This window comes from Streptomyces sp. NPDC001514, assembly GCF_053597075.1.
Map to the genome: position 1 here is coordinate 54,341 of NZ_JBSFHO010000038.1, position 16,417 is coordinate 70,757.

A 16,417-nucleotide genomic window follows, 5' to 3' on the forward strand; every position below is an offset into this window, starting at 1 on the left:
AGGGTCGCGGCCACGACGGCCAGGGGCCGCGTTGCGTGTCCTCACGGGAGCACGGCATGCACGCTCTCCGGCACTTCTACGTGGTCCTCCTGGACGCCGCCGGTCGCCGAGAAGATCCAGTACAGGACCCCGAGGACCAAGAACAGGACCACCAAGGTCTTGCCCGCGCCGGAGAGCAGCAGCGGGCGGGTGGCCGAGCGTGGTTGCTCGGCGGGGCGGGCTTCGTCGCCGAACAGGTACTTGGGGTAGGCCGCGGTCAGCATCATCACGTAGGCGCTCACGCGCATCGCGTAGCGGGCGGTGGCAGCGGTTGCCTCGAACACCGGGCGCGGCACCCGGCCGAGGATCAGCACCAGGAGCCAGAAGATGAAGCAGATCACGTACCAGCCGGCGGTCACCAGGTACTCCACGACGGCGGCGGGGATGACCAGGATGATGCGGAACAGGACAGCCAGGCGGTTGAGCTCGCCGGGGTGGACCTCGACCTGGACGGGGTGGCCGGGCGCGTGGAAGGCGAACGGCGGGTAGGCGTCGACCAGCAGCATGGCGGAGGCGTAGACGCGGGTCGCGTAGACGAGGTAGTCGGACAGGAACGAGGCGATCGATTCGGGCAGCCGTCCTGTGAACAGGGCGGCGAACCAGCCCACGACCATGACGAAGAATGCGGCGACCCCCAGAAAGAACACGGCGATGAATTGGGGGATCAGCAGGAGCCAGCGCAGCAGCACGGTCCAGCGGCGCTGGCGGCCGGGCTCGGGGAGGTCCAACTCCGGGAGGAGCTCAGGGGTCGCGGGGCGGGGGCGAGCTGCCCATGTCTGGTCTGCCATGGTCGGCTCCTGTCGGGTCCGCGACTGTCACACTGTCAGGATCACGCCGCCCGGCCCGATGCACGCGCCGGGAGGTCCGAACGGATGAAGAGGCCTCGCCCGCGTCGAGGGTGCGAACCGCCTCGGTCCGATGCGTGTGCCGTCGACCGTGCCTTTCGCCAGGGCGGGTGACACGGCCGACGGCCCACAGTCGGCCCAGGACGGAGAAAAGCCCTCCTGACCAGCGGATACGTCAGATGTCGCGGAAGATCTCGATCTGCGCGCCCACCGAGTTCAGGCGCTCCGCCAGATCCTCGTAGCCGCGATTGATGACGTACACATTGCGCAGCACAGACGTGCCCTCGGCCGCCATCATCGCCAGCAGGACGACCACGGCGGGGCGCAGCGCCGGCGGGCACATCATCTCGGCGGCGCGCCAGCGGGTCGGGCCCTCGACGAGAACGCGATGCGGGTCGAGGAGCTGGAGCCGGCCGCCGAGGCGGTTGAGGTCGGTCAGATAGATCGCGCGGTTGTCGTAGACCCAGTCGTGGATGAGGGTCTTGCCCTGGGCGACGGCCGCGATGGCCGCGAAGAACGGCACGTTGTCGATGTTGAGGCCGGGGAACGGCATCGGGTGGATCTTGTCGATCGGCGCCTCCAGCTTGGAGGGGCGAACGGTCAGGTCCACCAGCCGGGTGCGGCCGTTGTCCGCGCTGTACTCGGCCGTGCGGTCGTGGTCGAGGCCCATCTCCTCGAGTACCGCGAGCTCGATCTCCAGGAACTCGATCGGCACCCGGCGGATCGTCAGCTGGGACTCGGTGACGACGGCGGCGGCGAGCAGGCTCATCGCCTCGACCGGGTCCTCGGAGGGGGAGTAGTCGACGTCCACGTCGATGGTCTCCACGCCGTGCACCGTCAGGGTCGTGGTGCCGATGCCCTCGACACGTACGCCGAGCGCCTCCAGGAAGAAACACAGGTCCTGGACCATGTAGTTGGACGAGGCGTTACGGATGACGGTGACGCCGTCGTGGCGGGCGGCGGCCAGCAGGGCGTTCTCGGTCACCGTGTCGCCGCGCTCGGTCAGTACGATCGGGCGGCGCGGGGTGGTCGCCCGCTCGACGACGGCGTGGTAAAGACCCTCGGTCGCGGTGATGTCCAGGCCGAAGCGGCGCAGGGCGATCATGTGCGGCTCGATCGTCCGCGTGCCGAGGTCGCAGCCGCCGGCGTACGGGAGGCGGAAGCGGTCCATCCGGTGCAGCAGCGGGCCGAGGAACATGATGATCGACCGCGTCCGGCGCGCCGCATCGGCGTCGATGGCGTCCATGTCGAGCGTGGCGGGCGGGACGATTTCGAGGTCCGTGCCGTCGTTGATCCAACGGGTGCGGACGCCGATGGAGTTGAGGACCTCCAGCAGCCGGTAGACCTCTTCGATACGGGCGACGCGGCGCAGGACCGTACGGCCCTTGTTGAGCAGCGAGGCGCAGAGCAGCGCGACACAGGCGTTCTTGCTCGTCTTGACGTCGATGGCCCCGGAGAGCCGGCGGCCGCCGACGACCCGCAGGTGCATGGGTCCGGCATAGCCGAGCGACACGATCTCGCTGTCGAGCGCCTCACCGATGCGGGCGATCATCTCAAGGCTGATGTTCTGATTGCCGCGCTCGATGCGGTTGACGGCGCTCTGGCTGGTGCCGAGTGCCTCGGCAAGCTGCGTCTGTGTCCAGCCCCGATGCTGACGGGCGTCACGGATGAGCTTGCCGATGCGTACGAGGTAGTCGTCTGCCATGGGGGCAGGCTATCTCAGATATGAGATGAGCCGCCCAGTGAGGTGGACCATTCGGGTGAAGCGCCCTTTTGATGGTCCATCATTGTCCCAACTCGGGCAAATCGGACACATAGGGCGGCGGGCGTGTACCGTCGGGCCGTGATGCTCGCCGGGCGCTGCCCTGTCGCGCTGCCCTGTCGCGCCGCCCGTCGCCCCGGCCCGGTCGTTCCCGGGTCGGCGGTCCTCGGATCGGCCGTCCTCGGATCCGCCGCCCCTGGACCCACTGTCCGCGACCGGTGAGCGACGAAAATCGCCGCTACAGCATCCGCACCTCGGCCTCGGGGAGCTTTTCCCACCAGTGGCGGTAACGGCTGTAGACCGCCGCCTCGCGGTCGCTGAGGAGGGCCGTCAAGGACTGGGCCTCCGCGGCGAGTCCGTCCCAGGTGCTGGGTGACAGAGGGTGGAAGGCCGTGGCCTCGATGCCGCCGTCCGCCGGGCGCCACACACCGGCGACATGGCCGTCCACCAGCAGGGTGGGCAGTACGTCGCCGTTGCGTCGGATCACCAGAGGGCGGTAGGCCGGGGGTATCACCCGGCTGCGGTCGGCGTAAGCCAGCAGGATGCTGTCCCACATGGCCATGAGCCGGGGAGGGGCGGGGGTTTCGGCGGGCGGCCGGGAGGCGCCCGGGAGGTCGAACAGCGTGCCGCCGTCCGGCCCCTGGAGCTGCTCGACGGCGCCGTCCAGAGCGCGGAGCGCCGCGCGGACGGGTGCCCGCTGCACCATGGCGAACTGCGCCACGTCCGCGACCGACGCGGGCCCGAAGCCCGCCAGATAGCGCAGGATCAGGGTCCGCAGCGCCTGAGGCTCCACCGCCCGGTCCGCGGGCACGGGCCCGGTTCCGGCCGCGACGAAGGACGGCCGGAGTCCGAACGACCATGGCGCATCCGTCGGGGCGTGGTGCAGCGGCGCGTACGCCTTCAGCCCCCACCACGCCGCGTCCTTCTTCTCGGCGCCGAGCCGCTCCTCGGCCCACGCCTGCATCTCTGCCGAGGTCCGCGGCCGGCGGGCGAAGGCCAGCAGCTCCGGCACCAGCTCGTCGGCGTCCGCGGGGGTCAGCCCCGCGACGGCGAAGCGGGCGCCGAGCCGGGAGGCGTACAGCGTGGGCTGCATCGCCGCGCGGAAGACCGGGTAGTCCTCGGCGTGCACGGTGTGCAGGGTGATCCGCATCAAAGTCGCCTTGACCACCGATCGCCCGGTGAAGGCGGCGTCGAGCTCGGCCGGAGCGAAACCGGTGAGCCGGTTCCACAGGGCGAGGTACGGCGAGGCCGGGTGCTGCGCCTGGAGCGCGACCACGCGCCGCACCCCGTCGGGGACCGTCAGCGGCTCACGGTCCAGCAGCAGCTGGCGGCTGAGGGTGGCCCGGTTGAGTGCGCGCGCGGTGATCATCACAGCCCGGGATTCTGCCCTGTCCCGCTCCCGTCAGCGCCTCGTGTTCCAAGTTCGGTGACACGAATCCGCGTCCCTCAAGGTTCGACGGCACGCGCTCAAGGTTCGCGGTCATGCCCGGACACCCGTGTCCGGGCATGACCGCTCGGCGGGCATGTACTAGAGTTATCTCGACATCGAGATATCTGCAGAAGGCGAGCCGCAACACCTTCCGCCGAGGCCATTCAGTAAGGGTGGCCTAACTAAGCCTTACCTTAGCGGATTGCTGAGAAGTCACAGGCGGCAGGATGCGGTCAGTACGCGCACATTGATGAAGGAGACTGTCGTGTCGGCGAACAGCTTCGACGCCCGCAGCACGCTGCGCGTGGGCGACGAGTCGTACGAGATCTTCCGGCTGGACAAGGTCGAGGGCTCCGCGCGCCTCCCTTACAGCCTCAAGGTCCTGCTGGAGAACCTGCTCCGCACCGAGGACGGCGCGAACATCACCGCCGACCACATCCGGGCCATCGGCGGCTGGGACTCGCAGGCGCAGCCGAGCCAGGAGATCCAGTTCACGCCGGCCCGCGTGATCATGCAGGACTTCACCGGCGTGCCCTGCGTGGTGGACCTCGCCACCATGCGTGAGGCCGTGAAGGAGCTCGGCGGCGACCCGGCGAAGATCAACCCGCTGGCCCCCGCCGAGCTGGTCATCGACCACTCCGTCATCGCCGACAAGTTCGGCACGCCGGACTCCTTCGCCCAGAACGTGGAGCTGGAGTACGGCCGCAACAAGGAGCGGTACCAGTTCCTGCGCTGGGGCCAGACCGCCTTCGACGAGTTCAAGGTCGTCCCGCCCGGCACCGGCATCGTCCACCAGGTGAACATCGAGCACCTGGCCCGCACGGTCATGGTCCGGGGTGGTCAGGCGTACCCCGACACCCTCGTCGGCACCGACTCGCACACCACCATGGTCAACGGCCTCGGCGTCCTCGGCTGGGGCGTCGGCGGTATCGAGGCCGAGGCCGCCATGCTCGGCCAGCCGGTCTCGATGCTCATCCCGCGCGTCGTCGGCTTCAAGCTGACCGGCGAGCTGCCCACCGGCACCACCGCCACCGACCTCGTGCTGACCATCACCGAAATGCTGCGCAAGCACGGTGTCGTCGGCAAGTTCGTCGAGTTCTACGGTGAGGGCGTCGCCGCCACCTCCCTCGCGAACCGCGCCACCATCGGCAACATGTCGCCGGAGTTCGGCTCCACCGCCGCGATCTTCCCGATCGACGACGAGACCCTGAACTACCTCAAGCTGACCGGCCGCAGCGAGCAGCAGGTCGCGCTCGTCGAGGCCTACGCCAAGGAGCAGGGCCTCTGGCTGGACCCGTCCGCCGAGCCCGACTTCTCCGAGAAGCTCGAGCTGGACCTGTCGACCGTCGTTCCGTCGATCGCCGGCCCGAAGCGCCCGCAGGACCGCATCGTCCTCGCCAAGGCCGCCGAGCAGTTCACGCAGGACGTCCGCAACTACGTCGAGGACGACGACGAGGCGGGCAAGGAGTCCTTCCCGGCCTCCGACGCCCCGGCCGAGCACAACGGCGTCCCGACCCGACCGACCCTGGTCACGGCCCCCGACGGGTCGACGTACGAGATCGACCACGGCGCCGTCACCGTCGCCGCGATCACCTCCTGCACCAACACCTCGAACCCGTACGTCATGGTCGCCGCCGCGCTCGTCGCGAAGAAGGCCGTGGAGAAGGGCCTGACCCGCAAGCCGTGGGTCAAGACCACCCTCGCCCCGGGCTCCAAGGTCGTCATGGACTACTACGACCGCGCCGGCCTCACCCCGTACCTCGACAAGATGGGCTTCAACCTCGTCGGGTACGGCTGCACGACCTGCATCGGCAACTCCGGCCCGCTGCCGGAGGAGGTCTCCAAGGCCGTCAACGAGCACGACCTGGCCGTGACGTCCGTGCTCTCCGGCAACCGCAACTTCGAGGGCCGGATCAACCCCGACGTCAAGATGAACTACCTGGCCTCCCCGCCGCTGGTCGTCGCCTACGCCATCGCGGGCTCCATGAAGGTGGACATCACCCGCGAGGCGCTCGGCATCGACACCGAGGGCAACCCGGTCTACCTGAAGGACATCTGGCCGTCCGAGGCCGAGGTCAACGACGTCGTCGCCCACGCCATCGGCGAGGACATGTTCTCCACGTCCTACCAGGACGTCTTCGCCGGTGACGCCCAGTGGCAGTCGCTGCCGATCCCGACCGGCAACACCTTCGAGTGGGACCCGCAGTCGACCTACGTCCGCAAGCCCCCGTACTTCGAGGGCATGACGATGGAGACCACTCCGGTCACCGACATCGCGGACGCCCGCGTCCTCGCCAAGCTCGGCGACTCGGTCACCACCGACCACATCTCCCCGGCCGGTGCCATCAAGGCCGACACCCCGGCCGGCAAGTACCTCACCGAGCACGGTGTGGAGCGTCGTGACTTCAACTCCTACGGCTCGCGCCGGGGCAACCACGAGGTCATGATCCGCGGTACGTTCGCCAACATCCGCCTGCGCAACCAGATCGCGCCGGGCACCGAGGGCGGCTACACCCGCGACTTCACGCAGGACGGCGGTCCGGTTTCGTTCATCTACGACGCCTCGCGCAACTACATCGAGCAGGGCATCCCGCTGGTCGTCCTGGCGGGCAAGGAGTACGGCTCCGGCTCGTCCCGCGACTGGGCGGCCAAGGGCACCGCGCTGCTCGGCGTCAAGGCCGTCATCGCCGAGTCGTACGAGCGCATCCACCGCTCGAACCTCATCGGCATGGGCGTCCTCCCGCTGCAGTTCCCGGACGGCGCCTCGGCCCAGTCCCTCGGTCTGACCGGCGAGGAGACCTTCTCCATCACCGGCGTCACCGAGCTCAACGAGGGCACCACGCCGCGCACGGTCAAGGTCACCACCGACACCGGTGTGGAGTTCGACGCGGTCGTCCGTATCGACACCCCCGGTGAGGCGGACTACTACCGCAACGGCGGCATCATGCAGTACGTGCTGCGGAGCCTGATCCGTAAGTAAGGGCCCCGCAGGACCCTGGGACCCGGCCGGCCGCCACTCGTCCATCGGACGAGTGGCGGCCGGCGCCATTTCACAGCGCCATTTCACAGCGCCATTTCACAGCGCCATTTCACAGCGCCGTGTCACGCCTCCGTGAAGCCGAGGTGGCGCTCCAGGAACCGTGTCATCGCGGCCCAGGTCTCGCTCTGCGCCAGCGCGTTGGCCTGCGGAGTGCCGCCCGAGACGAGGTCCGCCGTCCGGTCGACGGTCGTCGGGATCAGCGGCGGGCGCAGAAAATGCCCCGAGCCCGGGTGGATCAGCAGCACGTCATCGGCGGGCACGGTACGGCGGCGCTCGATCAGGGCGCGGGCCATGTGGTCGGCGGGCCACAGCGCGTCCTTGGTCCCGGCGACCGCCATCAGCGGAGCCGCGATGTCCTCCACCGGGATCAGGGCGTTCTCCACCGCGGCCGTGTCCCTGAGCCCGGCCGCGTACGCGAGTCGCATCCGCAGCGCGGTGGAGCGTGAACGGCCGCCGGGCAGCCGCCGCAGCACGGCACGGCCCGCGATCTGCGGCAGCAGCAACTCGCCCCTCACGGGTACGTACGGCAGGGCAGCGCCCTCGTACGTCCACGCCGAGGTCTTCGGCGACGGACCGCCGGAGCCCTGGGCCTGCCAGACGACATGCGTCGGCGCGACGGCCACGACCGCCCGCACGGGCACCCGGGCCAGCGCGAGAGCCGCCAGTGCCCCGCCCGTACCCACCGAAAAGGCGACCACACCGACGCGGCGACCGTTCGCCACCGCGCCGACCGCACGCGCCAGGCGTTCGAGCGGAACATCCCTCAACGTCGCCGGCTGCCCTTCCCCGCCGAGGTATCCGAGCACCACCGTGGTGAAGCCGCAGCGGGACGCCAGCAGCGCGGCCGTGGGGGTCACCGCCTCCACGCCGGTGGAGCCCGGGATCAGCACGACCACCGGCCGGAGCCCGGAATCGAGCGCGCGCGGGGCGAACTCGACGACCCGCAGCCCCTCGTCCACCGCCTCCGTCCGCGTGATCCGCCGCGCACACCAGCGGCGTACGACCGTCCGCCGGACCTGGCGTGCCGCATCGGCGGCGCAGCGGACGGTCCAGATCAGCTGGTCGTCCGGTGCCGCGAAGGCGCGGGGCGGCAGGTCGCGCTGCACACACGTCATCGACCACCACGGACCCGTCGGGTCCACACCCGTGTAGGAACCCGCGATCGGCGCGTTCGTGGCCGTGTCGGCGACGCCGTCGGCGTCCGCGCGGTAGCGGTTGACGGACCGCCAGGCCCTCCCGCCGACGTCGGTCACATCGATCCGTACGGTCACTTCCTCGTGCGCGCCGAGTCCCTGGACGACGAGGTCCGGGACCTCGTCGACGAGACCGTCCCCGGGTGCGATGGTGAGTTCCACGCTTCGGAACGTAAGCCGCTGCCGACCTGCGGGCGACCGGGCGCTCGCCGGTCGGGTGAGGGCCCGGCCAGGTGCCGCCCTTCACCTGCTTCACCCCGTCCGGGGCAGGGTGCCCCCCTTCGTCTGCTTCACCCCGTCCGGGGCCGGCTCCGCGCGGAAGCGCCAAGGCCGGAGGGCCGTACCCCGTCACGGGGTACGGCCCTCGGGTCCTCTCCTGCTCCTCCGCTACGAGAGCAGCTCGACCTCGGCCAGTACCGCTGAGGTGTCGGCCACCAGCCTGTAGCGCTCGTACGTCCCCGGATGCGTGACCGTGAAGACGCGGGTCTGCCGGTCCCAGGCGAACGACTCACCCGACCGCCTGTCCACATCGGTCCACGTCGTGCCGTCGCGCGAACCCTGCAGCACCCAGCCGGCCGGCGCCTCGTCCCGTGCCGACGAGGTCAGCGTGTACTGGACGGCGCGGGTGCCCGGCGCGACGGGCAGTTCGACGGTCTCCACCACCGCCTCCGTACCGGAGGAGTTGTCGAAGAGCGTCCCGGTCCCGCTGATCGCGTCGCGCCGCGGCGAGGGCACCTTGTCGTCCTTGGTGACCGAGACGGGCGCGGCGTCCTTGCCCGTGCCCCAGCTCGACGGCTTCGGTCCCATGGCGAACTCCAGCGTGCCGCCGCGAGCGAGCAGCGAGTGCGGCAGCGCGGTGGAGTTCCAGGACGAGCCGTTCACCTTCAGACCCTGCACATAGATGTTCCGCGAGCTGTTCCTCGGAGCCTTGACCACCAGCTCCCGGCCGTTCTCCAGATGCACGGTGGCCTTCGTGAAGAGCGGCGAGCCGATCGCGTACTCACCGCTGCCCATCACCAGCGGGTAGAACCCGAGCGCGGAGAAGAGGTACCAGGCGGACTGCTCGCCGTTGTCCTCGTCGCCGTGGTAGCCCTGCCCGATCTCGCTGCCGGTGTAGAGGCGGGAGAGCACCTCGCGCACCTTCTCCTGGGTCTTCCAGGGCTGCGAGGCCGCGTTGTACATGTAGGTGACATGGTGGGCGACCTGGTTGGAGTGCCCGTACATGCCCATCCGTACGTCCCGGGCCTCCGTCATCTCATGGATGACACTGCCGTACGAGCCGACGAACTCGGGCGACGCCGTCTCCGGCGTGGCGAAGTAGGTGTCCAGCTTCTTTCCGAGCGCCGAGCGGCCGCCGTACAGATTGGCCAGGCCGCGCGAGTCCTGGGGTGCGGTGAAGGCGTACCCCCAGCCGTTCGTCTCGGTGTAGTCGTAGCCCCAGACGCGGGGGTCGTACTGCCCCGAGGGAATGCGCCAGTCGCCCTTCAGGTCACGGCCCTGGAAGAAGCCGGCCTTGGAGTCGAAGAGAGCGACGTAGTTGCGGGCCCGGTTGAGGAAGTACGCCGACTCCTCCTTGTAGCGCGCCTTCTTGGTCTTGGCGTAGAGGGCGTCGGCCATCTTCGACAGGCCGTAGTCGTTGAGATAGCCCTCCAGCGACCAGGACAGGCCCTCGTGCGTCTCGGTGGACGCATAGCCGAGGAACGGCGAGGTCTCCATGCCCTTGCGGCCCACGCCCCGGGTCGGCGGTGCGACGGTCGCGTTCTTCAGCGCGGCCTCGTACGCCGCCTCCGCGTCGAAGCCGCGCACGCCCTTGACGTACGCGTCGGCGAAAGCCACGTCCGACGAGGTGCCGGTCATCAGATCGGCGTAACCGGGGGAGGACCAGCGGGAGATCCAGCCGCCGTCCCTGTACTGCTGGACGAAGCCGTCGACGAGCTCGCCCGCCTTCTTCGGGGTGAGGAAGGAGTACGCGGGCCAGGTCGTCCGGTAGGTGTCCCAGAACCCGTTGTTGACGTACACCCTGCCGTCGACGATCTTCGCGCCGGTGTGGGTCGGGGTGTCGGGTCCGGTCTGCGGCGAGAACGGGCTGGCGTACTTGTCCTGGCCGTCGACCTTCTCGAAGCCCGAGTTCGGGTACAGGTACAGCCGGTAGAGCGACGAGTAGAGGGTCACCAGCTGGTCGTGGGTGGCGCCCTCGACCTCGACCCGGCCGAGGATGTCGTCCCAGGCGTCCTGCGCCCGGTCCCTGATCCGGCCGAAGCTCGACGATTCCGGGATCTCGGCGGCGAGGTTCTTCTTCGCCTGGTCGATGCTGATCAGTGACGTTGCCATGCGCAATGTCACCGTACGGTCCGCGCCGGCGTCGAAGCGCAGATGGCCCTTGACACCCTGCGCGGCGGACGAGGTGACGGGCGCGTCGAAGACGCCGTACACAAAGAGCCGTGTGGCGCCCGTGGACAGGCCGCTCTTGACGTCGGAGTAGCCCGTGAAGGAGCTGGTCCCCGGGTCGAGCGTGAGGCCGGCCTGGTCGGTGACGTTGTCGAAGAGCACCGCCGCGTTCTCACCGGGATAGGTGAACCGCATCATGGCGGCATGGTCCGTGGGGGCGATCTCCGCCTTCAGTCCGTTCTCGAACGTCACACCGTAGTAGTGCGGGCGCGCGATCTCCTTCTCGTGACGGAAGGGAAGGGCGCGGGCCGTGCGCGACGGATCCGGTGTGCCCTCGGCGACGGACGGCATCAGCTGGAAGGTCTGCCGGTCGCCCATCCAGGGACTCGGCTCGTGGCTGGCGCTGAACGCCTGCACGGTGGGCAGATTGTCCGCGTTGTTGGCGCGCGCGTACTCGTACAGCCAGCTCAGGGAGCCCGCGTTGGTCACCGGCGTCCAGAAGTTGAAGCCGTGCGGGACCGCGGTCGCCGGGAAGGTGTTGCCGCGCGAGAACGAGCCGCTGGAGTGGGTGCCGCGGACGGTCGACGCGTAGTCCGACAGATGCGCGAGGCGCTTCTCGGGCGCCTTGGGGGCGATGCGGAGGTCGTCGATCCAGCCCTGGAACGTCGCCGGGCCCGTGGGCGAGTCGTACGCCACCAGGATGCGGTCCACGGTCCTGCCTGCGGCGACGGAGCCGATCCGGGAGGCCACCTGGTTCCACTGGTTGACGTAGAGCCGCTTGGCGGCGCCCTGGCCCTGCGGCGTCAGCAGGCCGCCGTGCGCGTCGACCGCCCGGAGATCACTCAGATAGGTGCCGTCCGTGAAGGCGAGATCCACCGACACGTTGGTGGCAGGGTAGTTGAGGTCCGTCTCGGGCAGTGACGGGTAGATCCGGTACGACAGCTCCGTGTCGCGCCCCACGGCCGTGTCGACGTCGAAGACCTTGTTGTACGAGTAGGCGCGGCCGTCCGGCTTGTGCGCACCCGCGTACCTCAGGGCGCGCTTACCGGTGAAGCCGGCGTTGGCCTTCGCGGTGGGGGAGCCGGCGGGGCCCCGGTCGACGTGGCTGCGCATGTCCTCCGGCACCGGGGTGCTCGTGTCACCGTCGGAGAACTGGACGTCGGCGAGCTGGACGATGTCCGACGCGCCGTTGTTCGCGGTGATCTCCAGCCGGTAGTGGGCGTACGAGGCGGCGTTCGCCGTATCGATGTCGTACGTCTTCGTCTCGAAGCGCTTCTCGAAGGTCTGGCCCTCGCGGGTGTCCAGGACCTTCCAGTCCTTGCCGTCCGCCGAGCCCTTGAGGGTCCAGTCCTTGGGGTCGCGGATGTCGAAGTCGTTCGCCGATGTCAGCGCGTAGGTGACGACCTTGACCGGGGCGTCCATGTCGAATTCGACCCAGGCCGTCGGGGTGAAGGTCAGCCATTTGGTGGACGGCTGGAGATCGACCAGATTCTCCTTGGTCTCACCGGCGCCCGTGTTTTCGCCGCTCGCCCGCAGTTCGACGACCTTGTCCGTCACATTTCCGGGTATTCCGGAGGCGAAGCCGCCGTCGACACCTGATGACCGCTTTCTTCCGTCGAGCCCCGTTTCGACGGTATTACGCCAATCGGGCTGAGCTTCGTCGGCTTCGAACGACGTGGTGAATTCCGTGGCCGGCGCGGCGGGTTGGGAGGGAAGTGCGACGGCGGCCGATTGCCCCGCCACCACCAACAGGGAAGCGGCCGCCACCAGGGCGGCCGTGCGGGCGTGTCTGTGCCGAGGGCTGGGTCTGGGCTGCATACCGAGCCTTTCCTCCCACCGAAGCGATGCTGGACAACGTTGTCATGTGCATGGCGCAGGGTCCAGTAGGGAGGCAAGTGCTGCATGGTGTCAAGGGTGTTGACGGTGTGGTGCGTTCGGAATCAGCCGTTTCGATGAGATTCTGCCGGTGGAATCCATCCGGGCAGTGTTCTCCTGTCCCCGAGGTCTCAACTCGGGAAAGCTTGCGGTCGAACCTTGCTTTCGATCTTGCTCCCTTGGCGGGAAGTGGACTATACCTGTCGGCGTCCGACTCGCCGCATCGACACGGCGGGCGGGCAGGGATGGGGGCGGCGCGGACGTCGGGATCATTGACTTTCCCGCGCGGAACTTCCGTTCCGCCGCAGCACCTCTGAACCACCTGTGAACCACCTCTGCACAACCCGAGCTTCAGCAAATGACCGCGGTGGCGGGGCCCTTCGCCTCAGGCGAGAAGGACGGGCGACCGGTACACCGCCTGAGTCCTGGAGAAGGCGAGGACTTGAGCATGGGATCCACCTCCGCCCACAACAATGAGGGCCTCAGCCGTCGCGATCTGATCAAGCGTTCCGCCGTACTGGGCTTGATCTCCGTTCCGACGATGAGTTTCCTGTCCGCCTGCGCCAGCAGCAGCGGCGACGATCAGTCCAAGCAGAAGGGTGAGGTGACCAAGGAGAACCCGTTCGGCGTCGCCAAGAACGGTGTCCTCGACGTCGTCATCTTCAAGGGTGGCTTCGGCGACCAGTACGCCATCGCGTGGGAGAAGGAGTACAAGAAGACCTGGGGCGGCAACGTCTCCCACCTGGGCACCCAGGAGATCACCGGCAAGCTCCAGCCCCGCTTCGTCGGCGGCAACCCGCCGGACGTCATCGACAACTCCGGCGCCCAGCAGATCAAGCTCGACACCCTCTACAAGGACGGCCAGCTGGCCAACCTGGAGGAGCTGCTCGACGCCCCGGCGTACGACGACCCGTCGAAGAAGGTCCGGGACATCCTGATCCCGGGCACCGCCGAGAAGGGCAACTTCGACGGCAGGATGTACTCGCTGAACTACATCTACACCGTCTGGGGCATGTGGTACTCCGGCAAGCTCTTCAAGGACAAGGGCTGGGAGGTGCCGAAGACCTGGGACGACTTCCTCGCCATCATGAAGGAGGCCAAACAGGCAGGCGTCGGCGGTCTCGCCCACCAGGGCAAGCACCCGTACTACATCAACGTCATGATCATGGACCTGATCGCCAAGACCGGCGGTCTGGACGCGATGAAGGCGATCGACAACCTCGACCCGAAGGCCTTCGTCGGCAGCGAGGCCGCCCAGGCGTCCATCGAGGCGGTCTACGAGATCGTCGACAAGGGCCTGCTCATGCCGGGCACCAACTCGCTCGACCACATCGAGTCGCAGACCGCCTGGAACAAGGGCAAGGCCGTCTTCATCCCCTCGGGATCCTGGCTGGAGAACGAGCAGCTGAAGCAGACGCCCGCGGACTTCGACATGAAGTTCCTGCCGATGCCGCTGCTGCCGGGCAGCAAGCTGCCCTTCGAGGCGATCCGGGCCGGCGCCGGCGAGCCGTTCATCGTCCCGGAGAAGGCGAAGAACAAGGCCGGCGGCCTCGAATTCATGCGCCGGATGCTGTCCAAGGAGTGGTCGACGATCTTCGCCCAGCAGGCGAACTCGCTGACCATCGTCAAGGACGGCGTGGACACCTCGGTCCAGCTGCGGCCCGGCACCAAGTCCGCGATCGACGCGGTCACGGCGGCCGGCGCCAACACGTTCGACTACTACTACATCAACTGGTACAGCGAGATGGACGAGTCCATCCGCACGGCGTCCGCCGAGCTGATGGCCAAGCGTATCCAGCCCAAGGAATGGCTCAAGCGGTGCCAGGCCGCGGTCGACAAGGCCGCCAAGGACCCGGCGAGCAAGAACAACAAGCGTTCGTAGCCGTTCCCGCAGCGACCAGGGGCAGAGTCATATGCACAAGGGCAAGAACCGGTTTGTCGCCGGATTTCTGATCGGACCGCTCGGCCTGTATCTGATCTTCATGATCTGGCCGTACGTCCAGACCTTCGGATATTCCTTCACGAACTGGCGCGGGCAGTCCGCGCAGATGAATTTCGTCGGTCTCGACAACTACGCGGAGCTGTTCTCCGACAGCGTCTTCCTCCAGGCGCTGTGGAACAACTTCCTGCTCCTGCTGGCCCTGCCCCTGGCCACCATCCTGCTCGCCCTCTTCTTCGCCTTCATGGTGAACGTGGGCGGGCGGGGTGGTGAGGCCGGTATCCGGGGTGTCCAAGGCTCCGGTCTGTACAAGGTCGTCTTCTTCCTGCCGCACGTCCTGTCGGTGGTCATCCTGGCCATCCTCTGGCGGGCGGTCTACCGCGGCGATGTCGCCGGTCTCATCAACGGCACCCTGATCAAGCTCGGCATCTCGGACCCCGAGCAGCCCGTCGAGTGGCTCAACTCCCCGAACCTGGTGCTGTGGTGCGTCGCCTTCGTGCTCCTGTGGTGGGGCGTGGGCTTCTACCTCGTCCTGTTCTCGGCGGCCATGCAGTCGATCCCGAAGGAGATCTACGAGGCGGCACTGCTCGACGGTGCCCGCCGCACCCAGACCTTCTTCAAGGTGACGCTGCCCCTGCTGTGGGACACGGTGCAGACCTCCTGGGTCTATCTCGCGATCAGTGCCATGGACTGCTTCGCACTCATCTCGGTCATGACGCCGGGCAACAGCTTCGGCGGCGGGCCCGACCACAGCAGTGAGGTGATGGCGACCTACCTCATGCGCAACTTCCTGGTGTTCGGCAAGAGCGGCTACGCCTGCGCCATGGGCGTGGTGATCCTTCTCCTCACGCTGATCCTGTCCGTCGTCACGCTGCGGGCCAGCCGCCGCGAGCGCATCGAGTACTGAGCGGGGAAGACGCGAATGTCCACTACACCGACCATCGACGGCGTGACCAAGGATGCCGTGCCGGCCCAGCGCGGCGCAGGCAAGCAGGCCGCCGGCGGACGCGGCGGCGACGGCGAGGGCAGGGTCCTCAACGTCTTCTCGCACGGCTTCCTCATCCTGTGGGCCGTGATGATCATCCTGCCGCTGATCTGGATCCTGCTCGGCTCCTTCAAGACCGACGCGGAGATCGGCGCCAGCTCCTGGTCCTGGCCCTCCAACTGGAACTTCGACGCCTTCTCGCGGGCCTGGACCAAGGGCCACATCGGCTCGTACTTCCTGAACACCGTCATCGTGCTGGTCTTCTCCGTGCCGCTGACGATGCTGCTGGGATCGATGGGCGCCTATGTACTGGCCCGGTACAACTTCCGGGGCAACCGCGCCATCTACTACTTCTTCATCGCCGGCGCGATGTTCCCGGTGTACCTCGGGCTCATCCCGCTGTACTTCCTCGTCAAACAGCTCGGCATGCTCAATACGTACCAGGGACTGATCCTGGTCTACGTCGCCTACTCCATGCCGTTCACGGTTTTCTTCATGCACGCGTTCTTCCGGACGCTGCCGACCGCGATCCACGAGGCGGCGGTGATCGACGGAGCCTCGCACACCCGGATCTTCTTCCAGGTGATGGTGCCGATGGCCAAGCCGGGCCTGATCAGCGTGGGCATCTTCAACCTGCTCGGCCAGTGGAACCAGTACATCCTGCCGCTGGTGCTCATGCAGCAGCAGAGCGGCTTCGACCCCGACCGCTCGATGCTCACGCAGGGCCTGGTGCTGCTCAACCAGCAGCAGGGTTATGCGGGCGACCTGCCAGTGATCTTCGCGGGTATGACGGTGGCGATCCTGCCCGTGGTCGTCGTCTACCTCTCCTTCCAGCGGCAGGTCCAGGCCGGCCTCACGGCGGGCACGCTGAAGTAGCCGCCCGCCCCGCACCCGCCCGCGGCGCACGCATGCCTCGCCGCCT

9 protein-coding genes are annotated in these 16,417 nt (G+C 68.2%); 4 read left to right on the plus strand and 5 right to left on the minus strand.

Annotated elements, in window-relative coordinates; translation table 11 throughout:
• Window positions 1-41: 41 nt before the first annotated feature.
• From ACWCXB_RS31055 to ACWCXB_RS31065, 3 genes are all read right to left on the minus strand, one after another.
• On the minus strand, window positions 42-827 hold the full coding sequence (locus ACWCXB_RS31055) for a DUF4389 domain-containing protein (RefSeq protein WP_450727095.1): 786 nt from the start codon (window positions 825-827) through the stop codon (window positions 42-44).
• 232 nt (window positions 828-1,059) lie between these two features.
• Complete coding sequence (locus ACWCXB_RS31060; RefSeq protein ID WP_450727096.1) at window positions 1,060-2,589, minus strand: helix-turn-helix domain-containing protein; 1,530 nt, start codon at window positions 2,587-2,589, stop codon at window positions 1,060-1,062.
• 295 nt (window positions 2,590-2,884) lie between these two features.
• Window positions 2,885-4,015, minus strand: a complete 1,131-nt coding sequence (locus ACWCXB_RS31065; protein ID WP_450727115.1) for a winged helix DNA-binding domain-containing protein — start codon at window positions 4,013-4,015, stop codon at window positions 2,885-2,887.
• Window positions 4,016-4,340: 325 nt separating this feature from the next.
• Between ACWCXB_RS31065 and acnA the strand changes: the two genes are divergently transcribed.
• Entirely contained in the window at window positions 4,341-7,055 is a 2,715-nt protein-coding gene (acnA, locus tag ACWCXB_RS31070) for an aconitate hydratase AcnA (protein WP_450727097.1), read from the plus strand.
• Window positions 7,056-7,177: 122 nt separating this feature from the next.
• Here acnA and ACWCXB_RS31075 read toward each other — a convergent pair whose 3' ends face one another.
• Complete coding sequence (locus ACWCXB_RS31075) at window positions 7,178-8,470, minus strand: acyl-CoA thioesterase/BAAT N-terminal domain-containing protein (RefSeq protein ID WP_450727098.1); 1,293 nt, start codon at window positions 8,468-8,470, stop codon at window positions 7,178-7,180.
• Window positions 8,471-8,695: 225 nt separating this feature from the next.
• The gene (locus tag ACWCXB_RS31080) at window positions 8,696-12,514 is read right to left on the minus strand and encodes a GH92 family glycosyl hydrolase (RefSeq protein WP_450727099.1); all 3,819 of its coding nucleotides are present in this window, start codon (window positions 12,512-12,514) and stop codon (window positions 8,696-8,698) included.
• A gap of 505 nt (window positions 12,515-13,019) precedes the next feature.
• Between ACWCXB_RS31080 and ngcE the strand changes: the two genes are divergently transcribed.
• The 3 genes from ngcE to ACWCXB_RS31095 are packed head-to-tail and all read left to right on the plus strand — an operon-like array spanning window position 13,020 to window position 16,371.
• The gene (gene ngcE, locus ACWCXB_RS31085) at window positions 13,020-14,453 is read left to right on the plus strand and encodes an N-acetylglucosamine/diacetylchitobiose ABC transporter substrate-binding protein (RefSeq protein ID WP_450727100.1); all 1,434 of its coding nucleotides are present in this window, start codon (window positions 13,020-13,022) and stop codon (window positions 14,451-14,453) included.
• A 31-nt stretch (window positions 14,454-14,484) separates the two neighbouring features.
• Window positions 14,485-15,417: a carbohydrate ABC transporter permease gene (locus ACWCXB_RS31090; RefSeq protein WP_450727101.1), complete on the plus strand. Its 933-nt coding sequence runs from the start codon at window positions 14,485-14,487 to the stop codon at window positions 15,415-15,417.
• A gap of 15 nt (window positions 15,418-15,432) precedes the next feature.
• A complete protein-coding gene (locus ACWCXB_RS31095; RefSeq protein ID WP_450727102.1) occupies window positions 15,433-16,371 on the plus strand; it encodes a carbohydrate ABC transporter permease in 939 nt (312 codons plus the stop codon).
• Window positions 16,372-16,417 lie beyond the last annotated feature (46 nt).

Coding starts and splice junctions, on each gene's coding strand:
- ACWCXB_RS31055 (WP_450727095.1), bottom strand. CDS start 827: ATGGCAGACCAGACATGGGCAGCTCGCCCCCGCCCCGCGACCCCTGAG.
- ACWCXB_RS31060 (WP_450727096.1), bottom strand. CDS start 2,589: ATGGCAGACGACTACCTCGTACGCATCGGCAAGCTCATCCGTGACGCC.
- ACWCXB_RS31065 (WP_450727115.1), bottom strand. CDS start 4,015: ATGATCACCGCGCGCGCACTCAACCGGGCCACCCTCAGCCGCCAGCTG.
- ACWCXB_RS31080 (WP_450727099.1), bottom strand. CDS start 12,514: ATGCAGCCCAGACCCAGCCCTCGGCACAGACACGCCCGCACGGCCGCC.
- ngcE (WP_450727100.1), top strand. CDS start 13,020: ATGGGATCCACCTCCGCCCACAACAATGAGGGCCTCAGCCGTCGCGAT.
- ACWCXB_RS31090 (WP_450727101.1), top strand. CDS start 14,485: ATGCACAAGGGCAAGAACCGGTTTGTCGCCGGATTTCTGATCGGACCG.
- ACWCXB_RS31095 (WP_450727102.1), top strand. CDS start 15,433: ATGTCCACTACACCGACCATCGACGGCGTGACCAAGGATGCCGTGCCG.